This is a genomic window from Acinetobacter guillouiae CIP 63.46, assembly GCF_000368145.1.
Taxonomy (GTDB): domain Bacteria; phylum Pseudomonadota; class Gammaproteobacteria; order Pseudomonadales; family Moraxellaceae; genus Acinetobacter; species Acinetobacter guillouiae.
Genome location: NZ_KB849282.1, coordinates 193791 through 214943, shown reverse-complemented (window position 1 = coordinate 214943; position 21153 = coordinate 193791). Strand labels below are relative to the sequence as shown.

20 protein-coding genes and 2 tRNA genes are annotated in these 21153 nt (G+C 38.8%); 11 read left to right on the top strand and 11 right to left on the bottom strand.

From position 1 onward, the window contains the following. Nucleotides 1-36: 36 nt before the first annotated feature. Nucleotides 37-1839 carry an ABC transporter ATP-binding protein gene (locus F981_RS03255; RefSeq protein ID WP_004718377.1) on the bottom strand — a complete coding sequence of 601 codons (1803 nt, stop codon included), beginning with the start codon at nucleotides 1837-1839 and terminating at the stop codon, nucleotides 37-39. A 291-nt stretch (nucleotides 1840-2130) separates the two neighbouring features. Between F981_RS03255 and F981_RS03250 the strand changes: the two genes are divergently transcribed. Continuing rightward, nucleotides 2131-2754: an alpha-ketoglutarate-dependent dioxygenase AlkB family protein gene (locus F981_RS03250; RefSeq protein WP_004718376.1), complete on the top strand. Its 624-nt coding sequence runs from the start codon at nucleotides 2131-2133 to the stop codon at nucleotides 2752-2754. Here F981_RS03250 and F981_RS03245 read toward each other — a convergent pair. Then, nucleotides 2739-3440 carry an NAD(P)H-dependent oxidoreductase gene (locus F981_RS03245; protein ID WP_004718374.1) on the bottom strand — a complete coding sequence of 234 codons (702 nt, stop codon included), beginning with the start codon at nucleotides 3438-3440 and terminating at the stop codon, nucleotides 2739-2741. The two genes, F981_RS03250 and F981_RS03245, sit on opposite strands and share 16 nt — an antisense overlap. Before the next feature lie 313 nt (nucleotides 3441-3753). Next, nucleotides 3754-4542, bottom strand: coding sequence for an IclR family transcriptional regulator (locus tag F981_RS03240; RefSeq protein ID WP_004718372.1), 789 nt, complete (start codon nucleotides 4540-4542; stop codon nucleotides 3754-3756). 546 nt (nucleotides 4543-5088) lie between these two features. On the opposite strand from F981_RS03240, the gene F981_RS03235 reads away from it, so the two are divergent. Genes F981_RS03235 through F981_RS03225 form a run of 3 tightly spaced genes read left to right on the top strand, consistent with a single transcriptional unit; the run spans nucleotide 5089 to nucleotide 8444 of the window. Beyond that, nucleotides 5089-7173 (top strand): FUSC family protein, encoded by a 2085-nt coding sequence (locus tag F981_RS03235; protein ID WP_004718370.1) that lies wholly within the window; start codon nucleotides 5089-5091, stop codon nucleotides 7171-7173. 2 nt (nucleotides 7174-7175) lie between these two features. Beyond that, nucleotides 7176-7382 (top strand): DUF1656 domain-containing protein, encoded by a 207-nt coding sequence (locus F981_RS03230; protein WP_004718368.1) that lies wholly within the window; start codon nucleotides 7176-7178, stop codon nucleotides 7380-7382. A 51-nt stretch (nucleotides 7383-7433) separates the two neighbouring features. Next, nucleotides 7434-8444: an HlyD family secretion protein gene (locus F981_RS03225; RefSeq protein ID WP_004718366.1), complete on the top strand. Its 1011-nt coding sequence runs from the start codon at nucleotides 7434-7436 to the stop codon at nucleotides 8442-8444. A 53-nt stretch (nucleotides 8445-8497) separates the two neighbouring features. On the opposite strand, the gene F981_RS03220 is transcribed toward F981_RS03225, so the two are convergent. From F981_RS03220 to recN, 4 genes are all read right to left on the bottom strand, one after another. Beyond that, the gene (locus F981_RS03220; RefSeq protein WP_004718364.1) at nucleotides 8498-9211 is read right to left on the bottom strand and encodes an SDR family NAD(P)-dependent oxidoreductase; all 714 of its coding nucleotides are present in this window, start codon (nucleotides 9209-9211) and stop codon (nucleotides 8498-8500) included. A gap of 14 nt (nucleotides 9212-9225) precedes the next feature. Further along, nucleotides 9226-9669: a Holliday junction resolvase RuvX gene (ruvX, locus tag F981_RS03215; protein WP_004718362.1), complete on the bottom strand. Its 444-nt coding sequence runs from the start codon at nucleotides 9667-9669 to the stop codon at nucleotides 9226-9228. Continuing rightward, complete coding sequence (locus F981_RS03210) at nucleotides 9662-10216, bottom strand: YqgE/AlgH family protein (RefSeq protein WP_004718361.1); 555 nt, start codon at nucleotides 10214-10216, stop codon at nucleotides 9662-9664. The genes ruvX and F981_RS03210 overlap by 8 nt, the downstream gene beginning before the upstream one ends. 319 nt (nucleotides 10217-10535) lie before the next feature. Continuing rightward, nucleotides 10536-12197 (bottom strand): DNA repair protein RecN, encoded by a 1662-nt coding sequence (gene recN, locus F981_RS03205; protein WP_004718358.1) that lies wholly within the window; start codon nucleotides 12195-12197, stop codon nucleotides 10536-10538. Between the two features lie 530 nt (nucleotides 12198-12727). Between recN and ppnP the strand changes: the two genes are divergently transcribed. The 3 genes from ppnP (at nucleotide 12728) to F981_RS03190 (ending at nucleotide 14917) form a co-directional block, all read left to right on the top strand. Then, nucleotides 12728-13051, top strand: coding sequence for a pyrimidine/purine nucleoside phosphorylase (gene ppnP, locus F981_RS03200; RefSeq protein ID WP_004718357.1), 324 nt, complete (start codon nucleotides 12728-12730; stop codon nucleotides 13049-13051). 160 nt (nucleotides 13052-13211) lie between these two features. Next, nucleotides 13212-13967 (top strand): 23S rRNA (guanosine(2251)-2'-O)-methyltransferase RlmB, encoded by a 756-nt coding sequence (rlmB, locus tag F981_RS03195; RefSeq protein ID WP_004718355.1) that lies wholly within the window; start codon nucleotides 13212-13214, stop codon nucleotides 13965-13967. A 38-nt stretch (nucleotides 13968-14005) separates the two neighbouring features. After that, on the top strand, nucleotides 14006-14917 hold the full coding sequence (locus F981_RS03190) for a DMT family transporter (protein WP_004718353.1): 912 nt from the start codon (nucleotides 14006-14008) through the stop codon (nucleotides 14915-14917). A 68-nt stretch (nucleotides 14918-14985) separates the two neighbouring features. On the opposite strand, the gene coaE is transcribed toward F981_RS03190, so the two are convergent. Genes coaE through pilB form a run of 4 tightly spaced genes read right to left on the bottom strand, consistent with a single transcriptional unit; the run spans nucleotide 14986 to nucleotide 19471 of the window. Next, nucleotides 14986-15585, bottom strand: coding sequence for a dephospho-CoA kinase (coaE, locus tag F981_RS03185; RefSeq protein ID WP_004718351.1), 600 nt, complete (start codon nucleotides 15583-15585; stop codon nucleotides 14986-14988). Nucleotides 15586-15611: 26 nt separating this feature from the next. Then, a complete protein-coding gene (locus F981_RS03180) occupies nucleotides 15612-16493 on the bottom strand; it encodes a prepilin peptidase (RefSeq protein WP_004718349.1) in 882 nt (293 codons plus the stop codon). Between the two features lie 2 nt (nucleotides 16494-16495). Next, nucleotides 16496-17728 (bottom strand): type II secretion system F family protein, encoded by a 1233-nt coding sequence (locus tag F981_RS03175; RefSeq protein WP_004718347.1) that lies wholly within the window; start codon nucleotides 17726-17728, stop codon nucleotides 16496-16498. A 27-nt stretch (nucleotides 17729-17755) separates the two neighbouring features. After that, nucleotides 17756-19471 (bottom strand): type IV-A pilus assembly ATPase PilB, encoded by a 1716-nt coding sequence (gene pilB / locus F981_RS03170; RefSeq protein WP_035371771.1) that lies wholly within the window; start codon nucleotides 19469-19471, stop codon nucleotides 17756-17758. Nucleotides 19472-19748: 277 nt separating this feature from the next. Between pilB and tpiA the strand changes: the two genes are divergently transcribed. The 4 genes from tpiA (at nucleotide 19749) to F981_RS03150 (ending at nucleotide 21153) form a co-directional block, all read left to right on the top strand. Continuing rightward, nucleotides 19749-20543, top strand: coding sequence for a triose-phosphate isomerase (gene tpiA, locus F981_RS03165; protein WP_004718343.1), 795 nt, complete (start codon nucleotides 19749-19751; stop codon nucleotides 20541-20543). Nucleotides 20544-20552: 9 nt separating this feature from the next. Beyond that, nucleotides 20553-20894: a preprotein translocase subunit SecG gene (secG, locus tag F981_RS03160; protein ID WP_004718341.1), complete on the top strand. Its 342-nt coding sequence runs from the start codon at nucleotides 20553-20555 to the stop codon at nucleotides 20892-20894. Nucleotides 20895-20947: 53 nt separating this feature from the next. After that, nucleotides 20948-21032, top strand: a tRNA-Leu gene (locus tag F981_RS03155). A gap of 44 nt (nucleotides 21033-21076) precedes the next feature. Further along, a tRNA-Met gene (locus tag F981_RS03150) sits at nucleotides 21077-21153 on the top strand.

Below are 21153 nucleotides of genomic sequence, written 5' to 3'. Positions count from 1 at the left end.
AGCTTCTGTAGGTTTATACAAAGCACTAACTAGACTTTAGCTATGGGTTTCCTCCTCGCCATCATCTTCAAAAGTTCGTGCAATTTTTTCGATATTTAAGCTTTTAGCCATCGCATCAAAAATTTCCTTATAAGCACCATCTTGATGATAAAGATCATGATGTTCACCATGCTCAACGATTTGTCCTTCTTTCATCACATAGGTGTAATCGGCATCAATAATTTGTGAAAGGCTATGCGAGATCATAATCACAGTTCGACCTTGTTTAATCTCATCTAAGCTTTGTTTGATTTGCTCTGAAGCGATGGCATCTAAACTCGCTGTGGGCTCATCTAAAAAGATAATAGGCGGGTTTTTAAGGAACATTCGAGCAAGTGCGATACGCTGTTGTTGTCCGCCAGACAATAGCAAGGCATCTGCTTCATAGGCATGCGGTAATTTTAAAATCTGCTCATGAATCGAGGCTTTTTTTGCAGCTGCGATGACTTCTTCATTGCTTGCATGGGGCTTACCATAACGAATATTTTCTAAAATTGAGCCTTGGAAAATATGGTTTTTTTGCAATACCAAGCCAATATGTTCTCTTAAATAGTGTGTATCGAGTTGCTCTAAATCAATCCCATCGAGTTTGATACAGCCTGAATTCGGGGCGTAAAATTTATCCAATAGGCTGATTAAGGTTGATTTTCCCGCACCTGATAAGCCGACTAAAGCTGTGATTTTATTGGGTTGAATAGTCATGTTAATCCGATGTAAGGCTTGATGACCATTCGGATAGATAAAATCAACATTTTCCAATTCAAATTTGCCATGAATTTGAGGTTTCATTAAGCCACTGGCTTCGATTTCATGATCTGCTTCTAAGATACTAAAGAAGCTTTCTGAATAGATCATTGCCGAGTTAATTTCATCATAAATACGGTGCAAAGAGCGGATTGGTGCAGACACGTTATTGAACAACAATACATGGTACATGATCATCCCTATACTCATTTGTCCATCTAAAACAAAGTAAGCAGTTAAAATAATGATCAGGACTACACCAACTTGTTCGATAAAGGTTTTTAAACCATCAAAGATATAGCTGGTTTGTCGAGTTTGCATCTGATTTTCAGTCAGTGACTTTTGTAAGTTCAGTTGCTTGGTGGATTCAACAGCCTCTTTATTAAAAGATTTAATCACTGTAATTGAGTTAATAATACTCAAAATACCTTGATTCTTCTTTTCCATGTTATCGCGCAAGGCTCGACGTTTGCCAGAAAGCTTTTGTGATTGTTTAAAGGTCAGCCAAAAGTAAATTGGTACAATGATTGTTGCGACCACACCCACCCAAAAATTGGCATAATACATTAGGGCTAAAGCAATAATTGCGCTGGTAAATAACGGTAAAATATCAATAAAAAAGATTTGTACCAGTCGGGTGAGTGAGCTAACTCCCCGGTCGATACGGGTTTGTAATTTTCCTGCTTGGTTATTTTTCTGATCGAAAAAGGCCAATCGATAGGTAATAAACTTTTCGATAATACCTTGAGATAGGTCCTGTGAAATTAAAATTCTGAGTTTTTCACCAAATGATTTTTGCCCAAACTGAACAATTGCATTGATGACTTCTTTGGCCAATAAAACCACAGTAATGGTAATGATAATGTGCCATCCATCCGCTAGGCCTTGTCCTGCTTGGATCAGTTGGTTAATGCTGTCTACAGCATATTTAAGTGTAAGAGCATTGACCTGAGCGGTGAGTGAGCCAATCAACGTTAACACTAAGGTGACGATGACAAGCCAGCGGTAGGGGCGTACAAAGGGGCGTAATTTTTGAAATAATTGCCATAAATTCATAGGTTTTTTGCTTTTTATCAGCTTGGTTTTAGTCTAAAGCTGAATAAACGTTGCTACAAGTGATTGCTATGTTTTGAATTGTGAAAGATTTTAATAATGTCTTACACTAGTCCAAATCTTCACGATCAAAATCCTATTTAAATTCGTCAACTTGCTGAGTTAATTTGAATATTTACCCATGATATGACCTACTATTCTTCATATTAAAGTTGTTCAATTTTGATCAAAAATGACTTGTTTCATGTTAAATATTGATTCATTGTTGGATGAACCCGTAGCTCATTTTAGACAATGAATTTAGATTTATTTGAACCTGAAGCACAAGATAATTTACTGCCTTATGATGGGGTAGTAAAAGACTTTGGCTTAATTTTGGATCATGAACAAAGTCAAAAATATTTAAATTATTTCCTACAGCATTTGGCTTGGCAACATGATGAAGTTTATTTGCATGGCCAATATTATAAAACTGAGCGCAAAGTGGTGTGGTATGGCGATGATGATTACCAATATCATTATTCAGGTATGGCAAAACAAGCCCATATCTGGAATCCCGCTTTATATCGACTCAAACAGCATATCGAGCAACTCACAGGGCAAACTTATAATTCCTGTTTGGCAAATTTATATGAAAATGGCTCACAAGGCGTGGGTTGGCATAGTGATGATGAGCCATCATTGGAAGCGCCCAACCACAATGTGGTGATTGCTTCATTGAGTCTAGGTGCTACTCGAAAATTCAGTTTTAAGCACAAGTGGAAAGCTAAAAAAGTAGATTTACTTTTACACAGTGGTCAATTGATTGTGATGCAAGGACAGACCCAACGTTATTGGAAACATACCCTCGCCAAATCTACACGAATTTTAGCGCCTCGTGTAAATTTGACCTTTCGTTACTTTTATCCAAGTGGATAAAGCTTGTCATCAAATTGTTCAAGTTTAGGAAAGTCTAATGCAGGTAAATTTTCTAAGTCATGTAAATATTGCTGATAATCAAGCAGGATTTGTTGACGTGCTTCATTAGAAATATAAGGGACATGGTAAGCGGTAAATGGTGGCAGCACTTCAAAGCCTGCATAAGCTAAAGTTCCACGTTGAATCGGCAGTAATAAATCTTCAATTGAACCATGAATCGCATGATCACCAAACATATGTTCACGGCCACCCAAGGTAAAGCTTAACAAGGCTTTTTTCCCTACCATGCCGCCGTGGTTATAAAAACGTTTACCACCATAGAAAATACCCGAAACGAATACGCGATCAATCCAGCCTTTTAAGATGGCAGGTACAGATGTCCAATACATGGGAAAACTTAAAATCACTAAATCTGCTTTTTGTACTTTTTCAATTTCAATCTGAATGTCTGCGGCAATCTGCTTATTTTTATAAGCATGGCGTTGTTCCAAAGCATAATTCATATATTCAGGATGGCTCAGTTCAGAGAAATCCTCTCGTGATGCGATTGGATTAAAATTCATGGCATACAAGTCTGAAACTTCAACTTGATGTCCTAATTTTTCCAAGACCTCAACAGCATGATCTTTCATCGCGGTTGTAAATGAAAGGGGTTCGGGGTGTGCATGGACGATGAGAATATTCATAACATTCCTTAATTAAAATTATGCATCATTGTTATTGGCTGGTTTAGATTATTCCTCAATGAAAATGATTCGCCAATTACTCTAATTATTTTTTTAATGGCTTAAAAGTAAACTCAATGGATAAAAAAATTGCACATAAAAAAGCCTATGTTTAAACACATAGGCTTTTTTACTCTGAGGAGGAATTGTCTTCGCAAAAACAATGTCCAAAAAATCATGGATTACTGAAGAACATAATCATATTATGAGAATATAAAAACATTATCAAGAGATAAAAACATTACAAAATGTTAAATTATCAAGATGATTGCGCTTATGGGTGAAATTCAGATAATTGGTCATTGGCAGAGAGTGCTTGATAGCGTTTTTCAATCTGTGCAGCAGACTCTTGCAAGGTTTCAATTAGTTTTGGGGTGTTGACGTATTCAAAACGATTTTTTGAAGCAAGTACGGTCAATGCTAAAGGCGCTTCTTTACTTGAAAACTTCACTGGGATCGATAAGCCAGAAACATTTGGATCAAGTTCGCCTTGTGAAAAATAATAACCTTGTTTTTTTATTTTTTTCATTTTATTAACAAAGGTTTCTTCATTTTCAGCAAAACCAACTTCAGTTAATTGTGTTGCAAAGCGAAGGTAATATTCATGAATTTTCTGTTTAGATAAATGCGCCATGATCACTTTAGGTGAAGAGCCCATAAATACGGGACGAGGGCAACCACGACCATAAGAAAGTAAAGTTTCATCACGATACACCTCATGATGAACATCAATACAATAGTCATCATTTAAATATGTCAGTAAACAGCAAAGCTCTGTACGTTCTGAAATTTCTTGCATAAATGGTTTGCTGATTTGAACCAATGGATCGGTGGTTCTAGAAATATAGTCCATCACAGCAATTTTAGGACCAAGGGTGTAATCGCCTGAAGTTCCATTTAAGCGTTGCAAAATATCAGCCGAAACTAATTCTTTTAAATAGCGATAGCTGGTCGGTTTAGATAAACCAAGCTCTTCACAAATCACATCGACATTAATTACTGGGCGAGACACCGAAAATAAATCCAATACGGTGAGAATTTTGCCAAAACTGGAAAGTGCCATTGATGACCTACTCAATTAGTGAGAATCAAAAAAAATAATAATGAATGTTACTTTATAACAAATTGTTCAAGAAAAAACAGTGGAATTTGCATTGTAAATGCAAATGATTCTACATTTTTAACTTTAGTGGTTATTTTGAGAAAAAGCACTACATTTGAACATTAAAGTAAATTATATTTGGTTGTATTATCAAAATGAGATATTTTTATTGATTATTTGTGTTTTTTTTGAGATTATTGCTGATATGAATATCCAATGGTGAATTTATACTTTTCTAGAAGTATAAATTTTTATCATAAATTGAGTCCTTCTCTACTCAATCGTTGTATTTGAGCAAATGCCTAAATTTGTTCTTCTATTCACATCTTTATTTAAAACCACACTGTTTATTTGACTAAGCAGTGCGGTTTTTTGGTCGCTAAGAAAAGAAAATGTGATGTGTACAACAAGCCCTTATAAAAGTGGTGAATATCAGCTTCCTAGATCTTAGAGAGCTAGAGATGACAGAGAAAATCAATGAAATTGAATTTATAGTGAGTTGCTTGCATGTTACTGATCAAACCCTTATTGGCTTTTAGACCCAATAAACTCGATTGGATTTTTGCGAGCAAAACTTTCATTGCAGGAATGCTGGCACTTTATATTGCATTTGAACTCAACCTGAGCTATCCGATTTGGGCGATTGGTACAGTCTTTGTGATTGCCAATCCTTATTCGGGCATGATGGCATCAAAAAGTATCTATCGAATTTTAGGAACCTTGATCGGAGCAATTTTTGCTATCGCAGTGATGCCTCATTTGGTTAATACCCCTTGGTTATTTACCTTTGTACTGGCAACTTGGGTGGGGATCTGTCTATATCTGTCTTTAATTGACCGATCACCACGCAGTTATGTGGTGATGTTAGCGGGTTATACCGCAGTGATTATTTGTTTTAACTCGATTTATTATATCGAGACGGTGTCTATTTTCGACATGGCTGTGGGTCGTTTCTTAGAAATCTCATTGGGTGTGGTGTGTAGTGCTGTGGTCTCTGCCACTATATTTCCTATGCATATTGGGCCTGTGGTCGAACTCCGTGTCACTAAAACCATGCAAGACACTAAACAGGCTTTTGACTCAATTTTGTCTGATCCGGCACATACAGATAATTATACTCAGCTATTGACCAATATCACGCGTGATACAACAGATATTCATAGTATGGCTGTGCATTTAAGTTATGAAACTTCAAAATTTAAGGGCATGACCAAACCACTCCAAGAGTTGCTACATCAAGTGACGATGTTAGTGGCTAACTTGGTCGCAATGTCAGAACGGATCAAGCAACTGGATCAAATTGATTTAACTTATCGTCCGTATCTGCTTGAGTTTCATCAAAAGATTGATGATTTTTTAGAAGGTGAGAATGCCATTCTTGAAGATGAGCTCAAGCACTTACCTGAACATTTTGACCAAGAATTTCAAACCATCACTGAACATGCAACTGCTAAACAACAGGTGATTTTGGGCAGTCTAAAAATGGATATTCGCCATTTTATTCAAAATGTTCGTGCAGTGAAGTTTATTTGGCAATGCATGCAACAAGGCAATCATAGCTTACCTGAGTCCATTGTACCTTTAACCACAACCTATCCCAGTTTACATCGTGATTATGGCGTTGCGGTTCGTGGCGGGATATCGGCATTTTTAACCACCAACATTGCCTGTGCATTTTGGATTTTAAGTGGCTGGAAAATGGGCTTTATGGTGGCAGAAATGGCCGCAATTACAGCATGTATTTTGACCTTTTTAGATGACCCTGTACCTGCGCTAAAAATATTTATCCGCTCCAGTATTTATGCCGCTATTTTGGTTTTTATTTATGCATATGGGATTTTTCCGCATATCACCGCATTTTGGGAGTTAGCCGTTGTATTAGCCCCCTTTATTATGTTCTGTGTGATGTTGTATTTACATCCGCCTTTGCATGCACTGGGCTTACCGCTGATTATGAGTACGATTATGGGGTTAAATCTGCAAAACCGTTATTTGATGGATCAGATCACCTTTTTTGATGCTTCGATTGCAACCGTGATTGGGCCGATTATCACGGTTTGTATTATGCAAATGGTACGTTCAATGTCCCCTGAAATGACAGTAAAACGGATGTTGGCTTTACACTATAAAGCCATGCGGGAAAGTATTGCGATGTCTTATGGAACGGGCTTTAGAATTCATTTACGCAGCATGCTTGATCGTATTGGCGTGTTAAATACCAAATTGATTCAGTCAGAACAGCTCAAAATCGAAATTAACAATGCTTTGATTGAGTCGAGTGCCGCAATTGATTTAACTCGTTTGCAGGAGTTGGTCCAAAAATTGTCGCCTGAATCTACGACGACCAGTGCAATTGTTAAATTACAAGGCTTACTTAACCAGTGGTTAAGCGAAAAAGCAGTAACTCAGCCTGATGATAACTTACGACAAGCATTGATTCAGCAATTTGATCAAGTCTTACAAGATGCGCAAGCGGTAGGTGATCAAGATATCCGACAGCGTATAGAAATTTCTGTGAATAATATTCGCAATAGTATTTGTCATATTCATCTGGTTGATGCGCAACCTTCAACTGTTTTATTGGGAGCATAAATATGGGTGAGCTCAACATTTATGGTGTTTATGTCCCAATATTTTTAATTCAAGCAATTCTGGCATTCATCATCTGGAAAGTGGTGTGTATTGGCACAGATCGCTTGGTTGAAAAAGAATGGATTGCATTACCTGGAATTTTTAACATCTGTATCTATTTGATTTTATTATGGTCGATTCATTGGGTATTTATTCAGGTGACGACTTAGCCGCTGCAATAGAGCTGATTTACTTTTAAGTTTAATGATTGGAAAATTGAAATGAATACGTTTGATATACGTAAGGCAATCCGGCCGATATCATTGGGTATCGTGGTGATTATTGCGATATTTTGTGCGCTGCATATCTGGAATTACTATAATGCAGAACCTTGGACACGTGATGGGCGTGTCCGTGGCGATGTTATTCAAGTGTCTTCTGATATTGCTGGCTTAGTCACAGAGGTGATGGTTCAAGATAACCAAACAGTGAAAAAAGGGCAGGTGCTTTTTAAAATTGATTTAGCACGCCAAACTTTAGACGTGGAACAAGCAAAATCAGATCTTGCAAAAGCCCAGTCAGGACTGGCTGAAGCAGAAGCGGGGCTTGCTGAGGCAAAAGCCAATATTGTGAAGTCAAAAGCCAATATCAATCTTGCAGATAAAAATGCACATCGATATGCAGACCTGATGAATGGTGCGATCTCTAAACAAGAACAAGATCAGATGTTTGCTACACGAGATCAGTCCCATGCAGAGCATCAACAATTGCAAGCTGCGGTACAACAAGCAGAAGCCAATATCAAACAACAAAAAGCTTTGATTGAGGCAGCAACCAGTAGTGTGCATTTGGCTCAATTGAATATGCAACGTTCAGAAGTGATTGCACCAGCAGATGGAACATTATCAAATTTTGATTTGCGTGCAGGGAATTATGTCAAAGTTGGGCAAGCTGTTGCAGCTTTACTTGATCGTAAACAGCTCTATGTTGTGGGATATTTTGAAGAAACCAAACTCAATAAAATACATCTAGGTGATCCTTCAACAGTACAACTCATGGGCGATTCTTTGAAATATAAAGGCCATGTTCAAGGGATTGCGTCTGGGATTGAAGACCGCGAACGAACAACTTCATCGGGTCTATTGGCCAATGTGAATCCAACATTCAGCTGGGTGCGCTTGGCCCAACGGGTACCTGTGAAAATTATTTTAGATGAAGTTCCCCATGATTCATTGGCCTTTGTTGCAGGGCGTACCGTGACAGTACATATTTTGGAAAAAGCAAAAAAATAAGCAGTATCCATCATTAAACTTTGATCTTGAAGCCCATTGAAAAATGGGTTTTTTTATAGATTTAGGTCTGCCATAGCGGGCATATTAATTTCTTTAACACAGCTGGCTTGACTGGTGGATAAGATAAATTTGATGGCAAGAATAACGTCTTGTAAGGGAATTAACTCATGACCACTCTGTTGTAAAACTTCATCTACAGATGTATCCAGATCAAACTCAGTGGCCAAGTAGCCTAGATTTAATATGCTTACTCCAATCTGGTCTTTGCGTAAACTTTCTCGGAGGGCGTGGACAATGCCTCTGAGGGCAAATTTGCTGGCTGAAAACACCACTTCTTTGCCGTTATGATTATCTAGTCCCCAGGTTGAACCAATCAAGATAATTTTTGCATTTGGAGACAGTCTAAGATTCTCAATCAAGGATTGAATTGCCAAAATACAGGACTGAATATTGGTATAAATTAAATTTGATATTTCAATGTCAGTGCATTGTTCAAAGTCATAATCTGCTTGGAAGGCTTTTGTTTCCCAGATCCCGACATTGTAAATCAGATAATCTATAGGCTGGTTTTGAATTTGATTTTTAACTAAATCCCGAGCATGTTCAGGTTTTGATAAATCAGCAGAGATCCATTTGAAATGAGGATGCTCACACTGTGGTTGAGAACGTGAAATACCAAAAACCAGATCTTGTGTTTGAGGTACTGCGTGTAAAATAGCTTGTCCCAAGCCTTTGCTTACACCGTAGATGACATAAGTTTTTGACATTTTTAATGCTCAGCTTAAGGGGTAATTCCTTCAGGGTTTCGATACCAACTTTCAATAAATAAAGCAGCTGCAATACTATCCGCTGCTAATTTCTTTGCTCGACCTTGCGCGTGGTAATGATCGAGTTCATCTCGTGCTTCACGTGTGGTTAAGCGCTCATCGACCATTAGGGTTTCAATATTGGTTTGATGACGTAAACGTCGTGCAAATTTGCGTGCGCGTGTGGATAATTCTGACTCGGAATCATCCATATTTAACGGTAAGCCAACCAGAAATAAATTCGGTTGATGCTGTTTGATGATCTTAAGCAGTTCATCCCAATTGGGGATACCATCTTTCATTGGGAAAAGTGCAAGCGGTGTTGCACTTTCAATCATGGAGGAGCCTACAGCCATTCCCGTTTTTTGTGTACCAAAATCAAATGCAATAATCAGTTGTGGGGAATTAAAATCAGGCATGTCCAATCTCAGAAGATAACCAAGTACGATCAATCCCTATTTTACGATAAGCAGCATCCCAACGGTCGGTATAAGGCAAATTAAACACCAAATCCATATCCGAATCACAAATCAACCAATCGCCACGGGTAATTTCATCTTCAAGTTGATTTTTAGTCCAGCTGGCATAGCCCAATGCAATTTGATAACGACCAACACCTTCATTGTGTGCAATCGCATCTAAAATATCTTTGCTGGTGGTAATACACAGATTTTCACCCACGGCAATCGAAGAGTGCCAGGTTGGTTGTCCTGTATGAATCACAAAACCCGCTTCAGGGCGCAATGGACCACCTTGTAAGACTTCATGCGGATGCACATTATCTGCTTCAATTTCTAAGTCATTCAGAAGTTCTTTGACTTGAATACCTGAAGGTCGATTGATAATAATACCTTGCGCACCATCTTCATCATGACGGGCAAGATAGATTACTGTATTGGCAAAGAAATCATCAGCAAGATCAGGTGGTGCAATCAAGCAGCGATGAGAAAGATATTGTTTTGGCACCGATATGCAACTCCTTTTCAATCCGCTTAAATATTTTTAATTGTTTAAATAAAATCTATATCTATATAAATAGCACAATTAATATCAATAGGTTGTGAATATTTTAAAAGCCTGCAAAAACAGCCTAAGTTTTTCATCAATATGTTTAAAATATAAACAAAATGGTGTCCAAATAAAAATGTGCGTCTCTATAAAAGCGATGACAATAGGGCGAATGAATAGATGAAAGTGCTTCTATTCCAAAATAGGAATAAAAAACCAGTCGCGTGCTGACTGGTTTTTTATATGGGTATTATTTTTTATACACTAGATTGAGGTATTAAGACTGCTGAAATTTCAATTGTCTTAATTGTTTTGCATGTTGCAAGGTAGTTTCACCGATTTCAATACCACCTGTCATACGAGCCAATTCTAAAATAAGTTGCTCTTCTTCTAGTGCAACGATGGTACTACTTGCAGGATCTGTTTGTAGTTTTTTCACCAATAGGTGTTGATCGGACTGGGCCGCAACCTGAGCTTGGTGGGTAATACATAAAATTTGAACGTGTTGCCCCAAGCCTGCCAATAAGCGCCCGACAATTTCAGCGGTACCGCCACTGATTCCGACATCAATCTCATCAAACACTAATACTTCTGCTTCAGTTTTTTCGGCATTCATCACTTGCATGACCAATGCAATACGTGACAGCTCACCACCAGAAGCAACACGTGCCAGCGGTTGAGGTGGAATCCCTTTATTGGCAGTAAAGAGCAACTGAATAAAACTTAAACCTTCAGCAGAAACTTGTTCCAGCGGTTCAAATTTAAATTCAAAATGTGCTTCTGGTAGCGCCAGTTGTTTGACTTGCTCAGTCAGTTGCTTGGCTAAAGGTTCAGCAGCATCACGACGAATCTGATCTAAATGTTGTGCTTTCTCTACAAACACTTGATGAGATTGTTCAACTTGCTCAGCGAGGGTTTCAGGATCTTCAAGTTGATGTAGTTGCTCTAATTCATTTTGCCATGTTTCATATTGCTGTTTGAGTTCATCGGGCTGAATACGGTATTTACGTGCCAAGCGATGAAAGACTTCGAGTTGTGTATTTAGCTCATCCATACGTTCAGGATCAAAACTTTGACGGTCTATAAACTGACGTAAATTTGCCGTTGCGTCATCAATTTCACTTTGTGCGTTGATCAATGAATTGTAAATTTCAGACAGCAGTTCACTTCGTCCAGCATGCGATTCTAAACGTCGAATAATTGAAGAAATTTCTTGGGTAATATTTTGTTCAGATTCATCAAGAACATTTAAGCTATAGCCACAGTCTTGCATGATGTGTTCATGGTGACTTAAACGATCAAATTCTTGTTCGATTTCTTTATAATCAATACGAATGACATCTTCTAGTTCTTCAAGTTGTAATTTTAAAGTGTCAATACGTTGCAGGCGATTGGCTTGTGCATCAATCGCTGCTTGATGTGTACGAATATTTTTTTGCCAAGTGCTATACGCATCCCGCACATCTTGCGCAGGCTGATAAAAATTACTATAACGATCTAACCAATGCTTTGGGTAGGGCGGTTCAAGCAGTTGTTGTTGGCTATGTTGACTGTATAGCTGTACCAAGAGGCGTCCAAGTTCTTTTAATTCAGCGAGGCTACTGGGACGGCCATTGATCCATGCTTTGCTGCGACCTGTTGCAAAGATCACCCGTCTTAAATGAATTTCACCAGATTCATCATCTAATTCATGAGTGTTCAGCCAATTGGCTTCTGGACTCTGTACTTGATAGCTAAAAACCGCCGTAATATCGGCTTTTTCAGCACCATAACGCACATAATTGGTATCGGTACGCTCTCCTAAACAGGCTGACAACGCATCTAATAATAATGATTTACCCGCACCTGTTTCACCTGTAAGCACGTTGAACCCTTGCTCGATATCAATAGCAAGGTTATCGGCTAAAGCAAAATTGATCAGATTTAAGTGTGTCAGCATAAACGCATCCAAGCTGCGAACGGTGAAGTTCTAAGATAGTGAAGTTTTGTTGTGGTCACAAGTCAGAACGTATTCTAATACGAAGTAATTTTAAGCATTCTAAATAATTTTAATATGAAAATGTAATTTCCTTTGCTTAAGTTGCCAGTAAAAACATCAAAATAGATAAATCTTATTGAATTAAATAAAAAATGAAGCAGGTATCTAGATTTTTTATGACTGATTTTATGCAATAGACATTTGAATCTATTGATCTGCATCTTTTATCGGCCAATATTGAAACAAGACATTTCTTCAGTCTAAGTAGGGAATGAATTGATCGTGCATTGGGTGGGCATGCTTGGTGACAAGTATTGTGGTTTTGGGTCTTTATTGTTAGAGAAGCTTAAGCTTTGATCTAAGCGAACTGATAAAACAGACTAAAAATAGAAATAGCTTAAGCTTAAAAACATAGATTGATTAGTTTGCGGAGCAACATTAAACTACATCGAACATAATTTTTATAAATGCGCATTATCTGGAGAATACGCATGTCAGCTCAGTATGATCATGTATCAGTAGTTAAAAAATCTAATGTATATTTTGGCGGTTTATGTATTAGCCACACTGTGCAGTTTGAAGACGGAACCAAAAAGACTTTAGGGGTCATTCTTCCAACAGAAGAAGCTTTAACATTTGAAACACATGTGCCTGAACGCATGGAAATTATTTCTGGTGAATGTCGCGTTAAAATCGCAGACAGTGAAGAAAGTGAGTTGTTCCGCGCAGGTCAGTCATTCTATGTGCCTGGTAATAGTCGTTTTAAAATTGAAACGGATGATGTTTTAGACTACGTTTGCCATTTAGAAGGCTAATGAAAAAAGCTTTGCTTAAAGCATATCTATCCTATCGTTTTTAAATTAAGCAAAGAATTTTTAAGCGAAATCGGTTAAACTAAAGCATCAAATAGAATCCTGTAAAGTTGGCTTTGCAGGATTTTTCATTTCTATCATCATGTTGTTAATGAGGTTGTTCATGGCGAAGTCCGAATATTATTATGGCGTTCATTCAGTGGAGTCATTATTGGAGTTAGAACCTGAACGTGTTTTAACCTTATTTACCTTAAAAGGTCGTGATGATCAGCGTTTACAGCGCATTCTCCAGCTTGCAGAGCCTTTTGGAATCAGTGTCCAAAAAGCAAGTCGTGACAGCTTGGAAAAGTTGGCAGGTCAACCTTTTCACCAAGGCGTGGTCGCAGCTGTTCGCCCACATCCTGTATTAAATGAAAAAGATTTAGATCAGCTTCTAGAGTCAAGCCAGCAACCTTTATTGTTGGCTTTAGACCATATCACTGATCCGCATAATCTGGGTGCATGTATCCGTACAGCGGCAGCTATGGGTGTAGAGGCGGTGATTGTTCCGCGAGACCGTGCAGCAACACTAACCCCGACTGCCCGTAAAGTTGCAGCAGGCGGTGCTGAAAAGGTGAAGTTTATTCAAGTCACCAATTTGGCGCGTACGCTTGGACAAATCAAAGAAAATTATAATGTTCGTGTGGTCGGCACTATGCTTGATGAAAAGGCGTTGCCTATTCAGAAGTTTGATTTTACAGGAACACCGGTATGTGTGGTGATGGGTGCGGAGGATACTGGATTGCGTCCAATCACCCAATCGCAATGTGATCAAACTGTATTTATTCCGATGGCTGGAAACTTACAAAGCTTAAATGTAAGTGTGGCTACTGGTATGGCGTTGTATGAGGCATGCCGTCAACGTCAACAAAGTGAATAATTTAATTTAAATTATATCGGTAAGATTAGAGAAGCAACATGATGACCTCCCGTACCCAAGGCTACATGTTTGTCGCCATTACAATGTGTATTTGGGGAGGTTTTACGATTACCTCAAGACTGAATGCAATTTGGCATATCAGTCCATGGGATATCACCGCATTACGCTTTTCTTTGGCATTTTGTATTCTGATGCCGATTTTAATCTATAAAAAAGACACGGCTTTTCTATTTAACAAACAACCGTTTATTTTGGCGATGATTGGCGGTGTTGCCTATTGTTTGACGTCATATAGCGCGTTTCACTTTGTCCCTGCGGCGCATGCTGCCATTTTTTTAAATGGCTGTATTCCATTGTGTACAGCTTTAGCTGGTTTTTTACTTTATCGCCAACCATTTGATAAACATATATGGATCAGTTTAATCATCATGCTCTCTGCGATTGCTGTGATGAGTTTTTTGATGTATAGCGAAACAGGCGTTGCTTTTGGTATTGGTGATTTACTGTTTTTTATCAGTGCAATTTGGTGGGGGACTTTTACTGTATTACTGCGTCAATGGCAACTATCCGCATGGCACGCCATGGCAGGTGTTGCGATTTGGTCAGCGATCGTTTATGTCCCAATTTATTTGTTGTTTTTGCCTAAACATTTAGATCAAGTGTCCACAGCACATTTGGTCATGCAAACGTTGTTTCACGGTATTTTTGTGGTGATCATTGCGACTTTGGCCTATGTTGAAGCAATTAAACGATTAGGTGCTTTTAAAACAGGCAGTATCGTTACACTTGCCCCTTTTATTGCCGCAATTATCGCCGTACCCTTGTTAAATGAACCGATAAGCCTTGCAATGCTGTGTGGTTTGATTGGTATGGGCATTGGTGCTTTACAACCGTGGCGTTGGTTGACACATAAAGACAGTTTGCAAAAGCAGTTGGACGAGAAGAAATAGATCAAACAGGTTAAATCGATACAAAATTGATTGATAGAAACCTATTTTAAAATGATGAGACACACAATTTACTGCTGTACCTGTTTAAGATACTGTTGATGTAAAGATTCTAATTTTGCATATAGATGATCAATATGCCCGTTATTTAGCACAATATCATCTGCTAATTTTTGTTTTTCATGACGCGGCATTTGGGCTGCAATAATTTTTTGAATTTGTTCGATGGATTGGCCATCTCGTTGTGAAGCACGTAAGATTTGCATGTCTTCACTGGCATCAATCAGTAGCGTGTGCTGAGTGAGTTCATATTGGTTGGTCTCAAACAGTAGTGGTGAAACCAAAATCACATAAGGGCTGGTTGCTGCTTGTAATTGTCGAATAATCTCAGCACGAATCGCAGGATGGGTAATCGATTCCAGTTGTTGTCGTGCTAATGGGTCTTTAAAAATATGTTCTCTCAATGCACGACGATCAAGTTCACCATTGCTTAATAATACCCAATCCCCAAAAACCTCTTTAATTTTTTGAAGTGCTGGTTGTCCTTTTTCAACAATTTCTCTTGCAACAATATCAGCATCAACAACTGTAATCCCTTGGGTTTCAAACCACTGACTTGCTGCGGATTTACCGCTACCAATTCCACCTGTTAAACCCAAGATAAACGTCATTGCGCATTCCTAATACTGTGTTGAAATTATTGACCCAAATATACTTTCATAATTTGCTCACCCCATAAAAATGCAATCCATCCTGCAATTGCGATATAAGGACCAAAGGCAAAAGGCACATTTTCTTTACGAATCTTAAGTAAAATAATACCAATGATCGCACCCACTACAGAAGACAGTAGGATAATTAACGGTAACATCAATGGCCCCATCCACGCGCCAAGTGCAGCAAGCAGCTTAAAGTCACCATAGCCCATGCCTTCTTTGCCTGTCACTATTTTGAATAGATAGTAGACAATCCAAAGACATAGGAAACCGATAATATAACCCCAAATTGCCGCACTTGCTGTTGTATAGAGATCATATGAGTTAATACCTAAACCTATTGCCGCCAAGGTTAAGGTAAATCGATCTGGAAGTAACTGAGTGTCAAAATCAATAAAGGTAAGTGTAATCAGTACCCAAGTCAGTAGTACACCAAAAACCATTTCTAAAGTGGGGCCATAAACAACAACGACTGTTAATGAACACACCGCAGTCAAAAGCTCAACAAATGGATAACGGATGCTAATCGGGTTTTGACACGAAGCGCATTTGCCTCTTAAAGCCAACCAACTGATAATGGGGATATTTTGATACCAACGAATTGGAGTTTTGCATTTGGGACAGGTAGAGGCTGGTTGACTCAGGCTGAGTTTCTCTTCATCAATCACAATCTGTTGTGAGCCTGCCAGTAGTTGGCATTCTGCATGCCATTCCTGTCGCCACTCTTTTTCCATCATCTTGGGGGTGCGATAAATCACTACATTTAAAAAACTACCAACACATAGCCCTAAAACACCAACTGTCAAATAGAGTGCTGTTGGTGATTGAATAAGGAAATTTAACAAATCATTGAACATATTCATCATTATCCACCAACCACTGAACCCATTTGGAATATAGGCAGATACATCGCAATCACTAGGCCACCCACAAGTACACCTAATATCGCCATAATTAAAGGCTCCATCATTGAAGTTAAGCCATCCACGGCATTATCGACCTCATTTTCAAAATGTGACGCAACTTTATCTAACATCGCATCCAATGCACCCGATTCTTCACCAATTGCCACCATTTGAATAGCCATAGAGGGGAACTTATTGGTTGCACGCATGGCAAAATTTAGTTGTTGCCCAGTGGCGACATCCTCGCGAATTTTCATTACCGCTTGTTCATAAACTACATTATTGGTTGCACCTGCGGTGGATTCTAACGCTTCAATGAGCGGTACCCCTGCTGCAAATGTCGTGGCAAGTGTACGGCTATAACGGGCAATAATGGCTTTATAGACCAGATCACCCAAAATAGGCAGTTTCAGTGCTGTACGATCTAAAAAATTTTGGAATTTTTTACTACGCTTTTTTGCTTCTAAAAAAGCAGTAATTACGACACCAATAAAAAGGATTAGAATAAACCAATATTTTTGCATCCAGTTCGACATATTGACGACAAGTTGGGTAAAAGCAGGTAGATCTGCACCAAAGGAGTTAAATAATTCCTGAAACACAGGCACAACTTTTACCATTAAAATAATGGTAACAATGATCGCAACAACGATGACCGAGATTGGATATTTCATGGCCTTTTTAATTTTTTGTTTAAGAAGTTCACTCTTTTCCTTGTAAATTGCCACCCGATCGAGCATGGTTTCTAAGGCGCCCGATTGTTCGCCAGATTCGACCAAAGAGCAAAATAAGTTATCAAAGTAGCGTGGATATTTTCTTAACGCACCAGCAAATGTATTGCCTCCTTCAACCTCACTTTTAATCCCGAGTACAATTTCACGCATAGAGGGATTTTCTAGTCCTTCTGCAACGATTTCAAAGCTTTGTACTAAAGGAACACCTGCTTTCATCATTGTGGCGAGTTGTCGTGTGAAAATGGTAATATCTAAAGTGGATATGCCTTTTTTCATTAAACCTTCAAGAATATTTTTCCTTTTTTCTCGAATAGTTTTAATGGTAATGCCTTGTTTACGTAGGGTGACTTTGGCAAGCGCCATATTACGTGAAGGTAGTTCCCCTTTGACCTTGATCCCTTTACGATCAACCCCGTCATAAGCAAATGTAGGCATCATTTGAGCTTTTTTAGCTGCCATCATAATTTCCTTGAATATTGATTATATTTATTCGCTGGTCACACGGTTAATTTCTTGTAAAGAAGTTAAACCATTGATGACTTTAATTAAGCCTGAACGTCTTAGATTATCAAACCCCAATTTCTCCGATGCCGCTGCAATTTGAAGTGCATTGCCATCTTCCATGATAATTTTTGAAATTTCAGGTGTTACCTTCATCACTTCGTAGATCCCGACACGACCTTTATAGCCTTCACGGCATTCACTACAGCCCACAGGTTGGAAAATTTGTAAGTCAGGATTGCTTAAGTCTTGTTCGGTAAAGCCCATTTCTAACAGACTTTGTCTAGGGATTTCAACGGGTGCTTTACAATGATTACATAAACGTCTTGCCAACCGTTGTGCAATCACAAGATTGACTGAAGTGGCAATGTTAAAGGAAGGCACGCCCATATTACGTAAACGGGTTAATGTTTCAGGTGCGCTGTTGGTATGTAGGGTAGACATCACCATATGCCCCGTTTGAGCCGCCTTGATCGCAATTTCAGCAGTTTCGAGGTCACGGATCTCACCGACCATGATAATGTCTGGATCTTGACGTAGGAATGATTTTAGTGCCACAGAAAATGTGAGGCCTGCTTTAAGATTGACATTGACTTGATTGATCCCTTCCAAGTTAATTTCGACTGGATCTTCGGCTGTGGAAATATTTGAACTTTCTGTATTGAGGATATTTAAGCCCGTATAGAGAGAAACAGTTTTACCTGAACCCGTGGGTCCTGTAATGAGTAACATGCCTTGAGGTTTTTCTAAGGCTTCCATAAATAGTGCTTTTTGCTTTTCTTCATAACCCAATGCATCAATACCCAACATGGCACTGGAAGGATCAAGAATACGCAGTACCAATTTTTCGCCAAATAATGTCGGTAATGAGTTCACACGAAAATCAATGGCTTTGGTTTTTGAGAGTTTTAACTTAATACGACCATCTTGTGGAACACGCTTTTCTGAAATATCCATTCTAGACATCACTTTTAAGCGGGATGCCAAACGACTTGCCAATTGTAAGGGCGGATTGGTAATGGTTCTCAGTACACCATCTACACGATAACGCACCCGATAACTTTTTTCATAAGGTTCAAAGTGTAAATCTGATGCACCCATACGAATCGCATCGATCAAGAGTTTATTGATATATTTAACAATAGGTGCTTCTTCTTCTGAAGCCTCATCGTCATCATCTTTTGATGGAGGATTGTCATCAGTGGCAATGATATCAACGTCAAAATCTTCATCACCAAAATTAAAGCTTTCCTCTACAGTAAAGTGCTTTTCTAAATATTTTTCTAATTTATGATGTTCAACAATGATCGGTTCAATATTCAGACCGCAGTTAAAACGAATGGCATCCAGCGCTTCTATATTGGTCGGATCACTGGTGGCGACATATAAAATATTGCCACGTTGTACCAAAGGAATCACTTTATGTTTAGTGACTAAATTTGGCTCAATAAGCTCCTTGGGCAGCATTTCAGGATTAAAGCTGTCCAGATCAAAAATGGGTTCTCCAAATTCTTGGGAGATCATTTCAGCAATGATCAGTGGCGGTATATTTAGTTTTTCACTGAGATAGGCAACAATACTCACTTTATTTTTTTGAGCATTACTCAGCGCATCTTTCATTTGCTGGGCAGATAAAAAACCTTCGTCGACTAAGCGACGGATATACCCCGAAAACTTAGGTGAACCATTTTGCATAGACATCCCCAAAACACATTAAATTTCATTTTATAATTTGAATACGAAAATTATACGATGATCCTTAGAAATATCTAGAATTAAACGTATTTTTTATAGAAACATATTTGAAAATAACTTGAGCCAATCAGGCTTTTTAACATTATCTTTGAAATGATTTATGTTTCTTTGCTTTATATTAAGTTATAACTTTAAATGAGATGACTGAATTGATAAAGAAAAAATACTTTAAAAATATAAATTCCGTGTAGAATGTGCACATTTTCGATAAAAGGTTAGATGTATGTCGGGTTCGACTATTACTCCTTGGGTTGTCGGCAATTGGAAAATGAACCCAATGCAAGCGAATTCGCAACAGCTCATTCAAGATTTAAATCAGTATTTACAACAATCACCGATTACAGAACAACAATGTCATATTGGTGTTGCGCCTATTTCTATTGCATTACTGTCTGTGCAAAAATTACTTAAAGATGCACATTCACCAGTCAAAGTTGTCGCACAAGATCTTTCTCAAATACCAGGCACAGGCGCTTATACCGGCGAAGTGAGTGCTGAACTACTCAAAGACAGCCAGATTGATTATGTATTGATTGGTCACTCAGAACGTCGAGAAATTTTTGGCGATGATGTTGCAAAAATTAAAGCGAAATTATCAAATGCTTTAAATGCTGGGCTTCAAGTGATTTATTGTGTAGGTGAAAGCTTAGAACAACGTGAAGCAGGGCAGGCAGAGCAAGTGGTCTTACAACAAATTTGTGATCTCGCGGCGGTTGTAAAAGCAGAGCAGTGGCACAATATTGTGATTGCCTATGAACCCATTTGGGCGATTGGAACAGGTAAAACAGCCTCTCCACAAGATGCTCAGACAATGCATGCAAAAATTCGCGAAGGTTTAACTCAAATTACGGCCCAAGCTCAACATACAGCGATTTTGTATGGCGGTAGTGTCAAACCTGAAAATGCAGTAGAGTTAGCTGCTTGTCCAGATATCAACGGTGCGCTGGTTGGTGGTGCATCACTTAATGCTGAGTCATTTTATAAAATTGCTCAAGCATTTGCTAAAACAGAAGAATAGGAGTTCAGCATGCATACATTTGTGCTGGTTGTACATATCATCTTGGCCGTTTTGATGATCGGGCTTATCCTCGTTCAACATGGTAAGGGTGCAGATGCAGGTGCATCATTTGGTGGCGGTGGTGCTGCAACAGTATTTGGTGCTTCAGGTTCTGCAAGCTTTTTAACTCGTTTAACTGCGATTCTCACGGCTTTGTTTTTTATCACCAGTTTAAGTTTGGCGGTGTTTGCTAAAAAACAAACTTCGGATGCGTATGGTTTAAAATCTGTACAGACCAGTTCTCAAACGACACCAGCTGCGCCAGCCAATACGGGTGAAACTTCACCAACTGCACCAAAAACTGGCGAATAATGCCATTTAGTTCTTTCTTTTTCTGAATGATGCGACTAGAATGCGTCACAGCTGCGGTGGTGGTGGAATTGGTAGACACGCTACCTTGAGGTGGTAGTGCTTTCGGGCGTGGGGGTTCAAGTCCCCCCTTCCGCACCAACAATGAACCAGATTGTTGGTGTTAGCAGCTGAAAAAACATTGATGCGGGATGGAGCAGTCTGGTAGCTCGTCGGGCTCATAACCCGAAGGTCGTTGGTTCAAATCCAGCTCCCGCTACCA

Coding starts and splice junctions, on each gene's coding strand:
- F981_RS03230 (WP_004718368.1), top strand. CDS start 7,176: ATGGGTGAGCTCAACATTTATGGTGTTTATGTCCCAATATTTTTAATT.
- F981_RS03235 (WP_004718370.1), top strand. CDS start 5,089: ATGTTACTGATCAAACCCTTATTGGCTTTTAGACCCAATAAACTCGAT.
- F981_RS03180 (WP_004718349.1), bottom strand. CDS start 16,493: ATGAATATGTTCAATGATTTGTTAAATTTCCTTATTCAATCACCAACA.
- F981_RS03220 (WP_004718364.1), bottom strand. CDS start 9,211: ATGTCAAAAACTTATGTCATCTACGGTGTAAGCAAAGGCTTGGGACAA.
- F981_RS03255 (WP_004718377.1), bottom strand. CDS start 1,839: ATGAATTTATGGCAATTATTTCAAAAATTACGCCCCTTTGTACGCCCC.
- F981_RS03225 (WP_004718366.1), top strand. CDS start 7,434: ATGAATACGTTTGATATACGTAAGGCAATCCGGCCGATATCATTGGGT.
- tpiA (WP_004718343.1), top strand. CDS start 19,749: ATGTCGGGTTCGACTATTACTCCTTGGGTTGTCGGCAATTGGAAAATG.
- F981_RS03245 (WP_004718374.1), bottom strand. CDS start 3,440: ATGAATATTCTCATCGTCCATGCACACCCCGAACCCCTTTCATTTACA.
- pilB (WP_035371771.1), bottom strand. CDS start 19,471: ATGTCTATGCAAAATGGTTCACCTAAGTTTTCGGGGTATATCCGTCGC.
- F981_RS03240 (WP_004718372.1), bottom strand. CDS start 4,542: ATGGCACTTTCCAGTTTTGGCAAAATTCTCACCGTATTGGATTTATTT.
- secG (WP_004718341.1), top strand. CDS start 20,553: ATGCATACATTTGTGCTGGTTGTACATATCATCTTGGCCGTTTTGATG.
- coaE (WP_004718351.1), bottom strand. CDS start 15,585: ATGACGTTTATCTTGGGTTTAACAGGTGGAATTGGTAGCGGTAAATCC.
- F981_RS03190 (WP_004718353.1), top strand. CDS start 14,006: ATGATGACCTCCCGTACCCAAGGCTACATGTTTGTCGCCATTACAATG.
- F981_RS03250 (WP_004718376.1), top strand. CDS start 2,131: ATGAATTTAGATTTATTTGAACCTGAAGCACAAGATAATTTACTGCCT.
- F981_RS03175 (WP_004718347.1), bottom strand. CDS start 17,728: ATGGCAGCTAAAAAAGCTCAAATGATGCCTACATTTGCTTATGACGGG.
- ppnP (WP_004718357.1), top strand. CDS start 12,728: ATGTCAGCTCAGTATGATCATGTATCAGTAGTTAAAAAATCTAATGTA.
- recN (WP_004718358.1), bottom strand. CDS start 12,197: ATGCTGACACACTTAAATCTGATCAATTTTGCTTTAGCCGATAACCTT.
- ruvX (WP_004718362.1), bottom strand. CDS start 9,669: ATGCCTGATTTTAATTCCCCACAACTGATTATTGCATTTGATTTTGGT.
- rlmB (WP_004718355.1), top strand. CDS start 13,212: ATGGCGAAGTCCGAATATTATTATGGCGTTCATTCAGTGGAGTCATTA.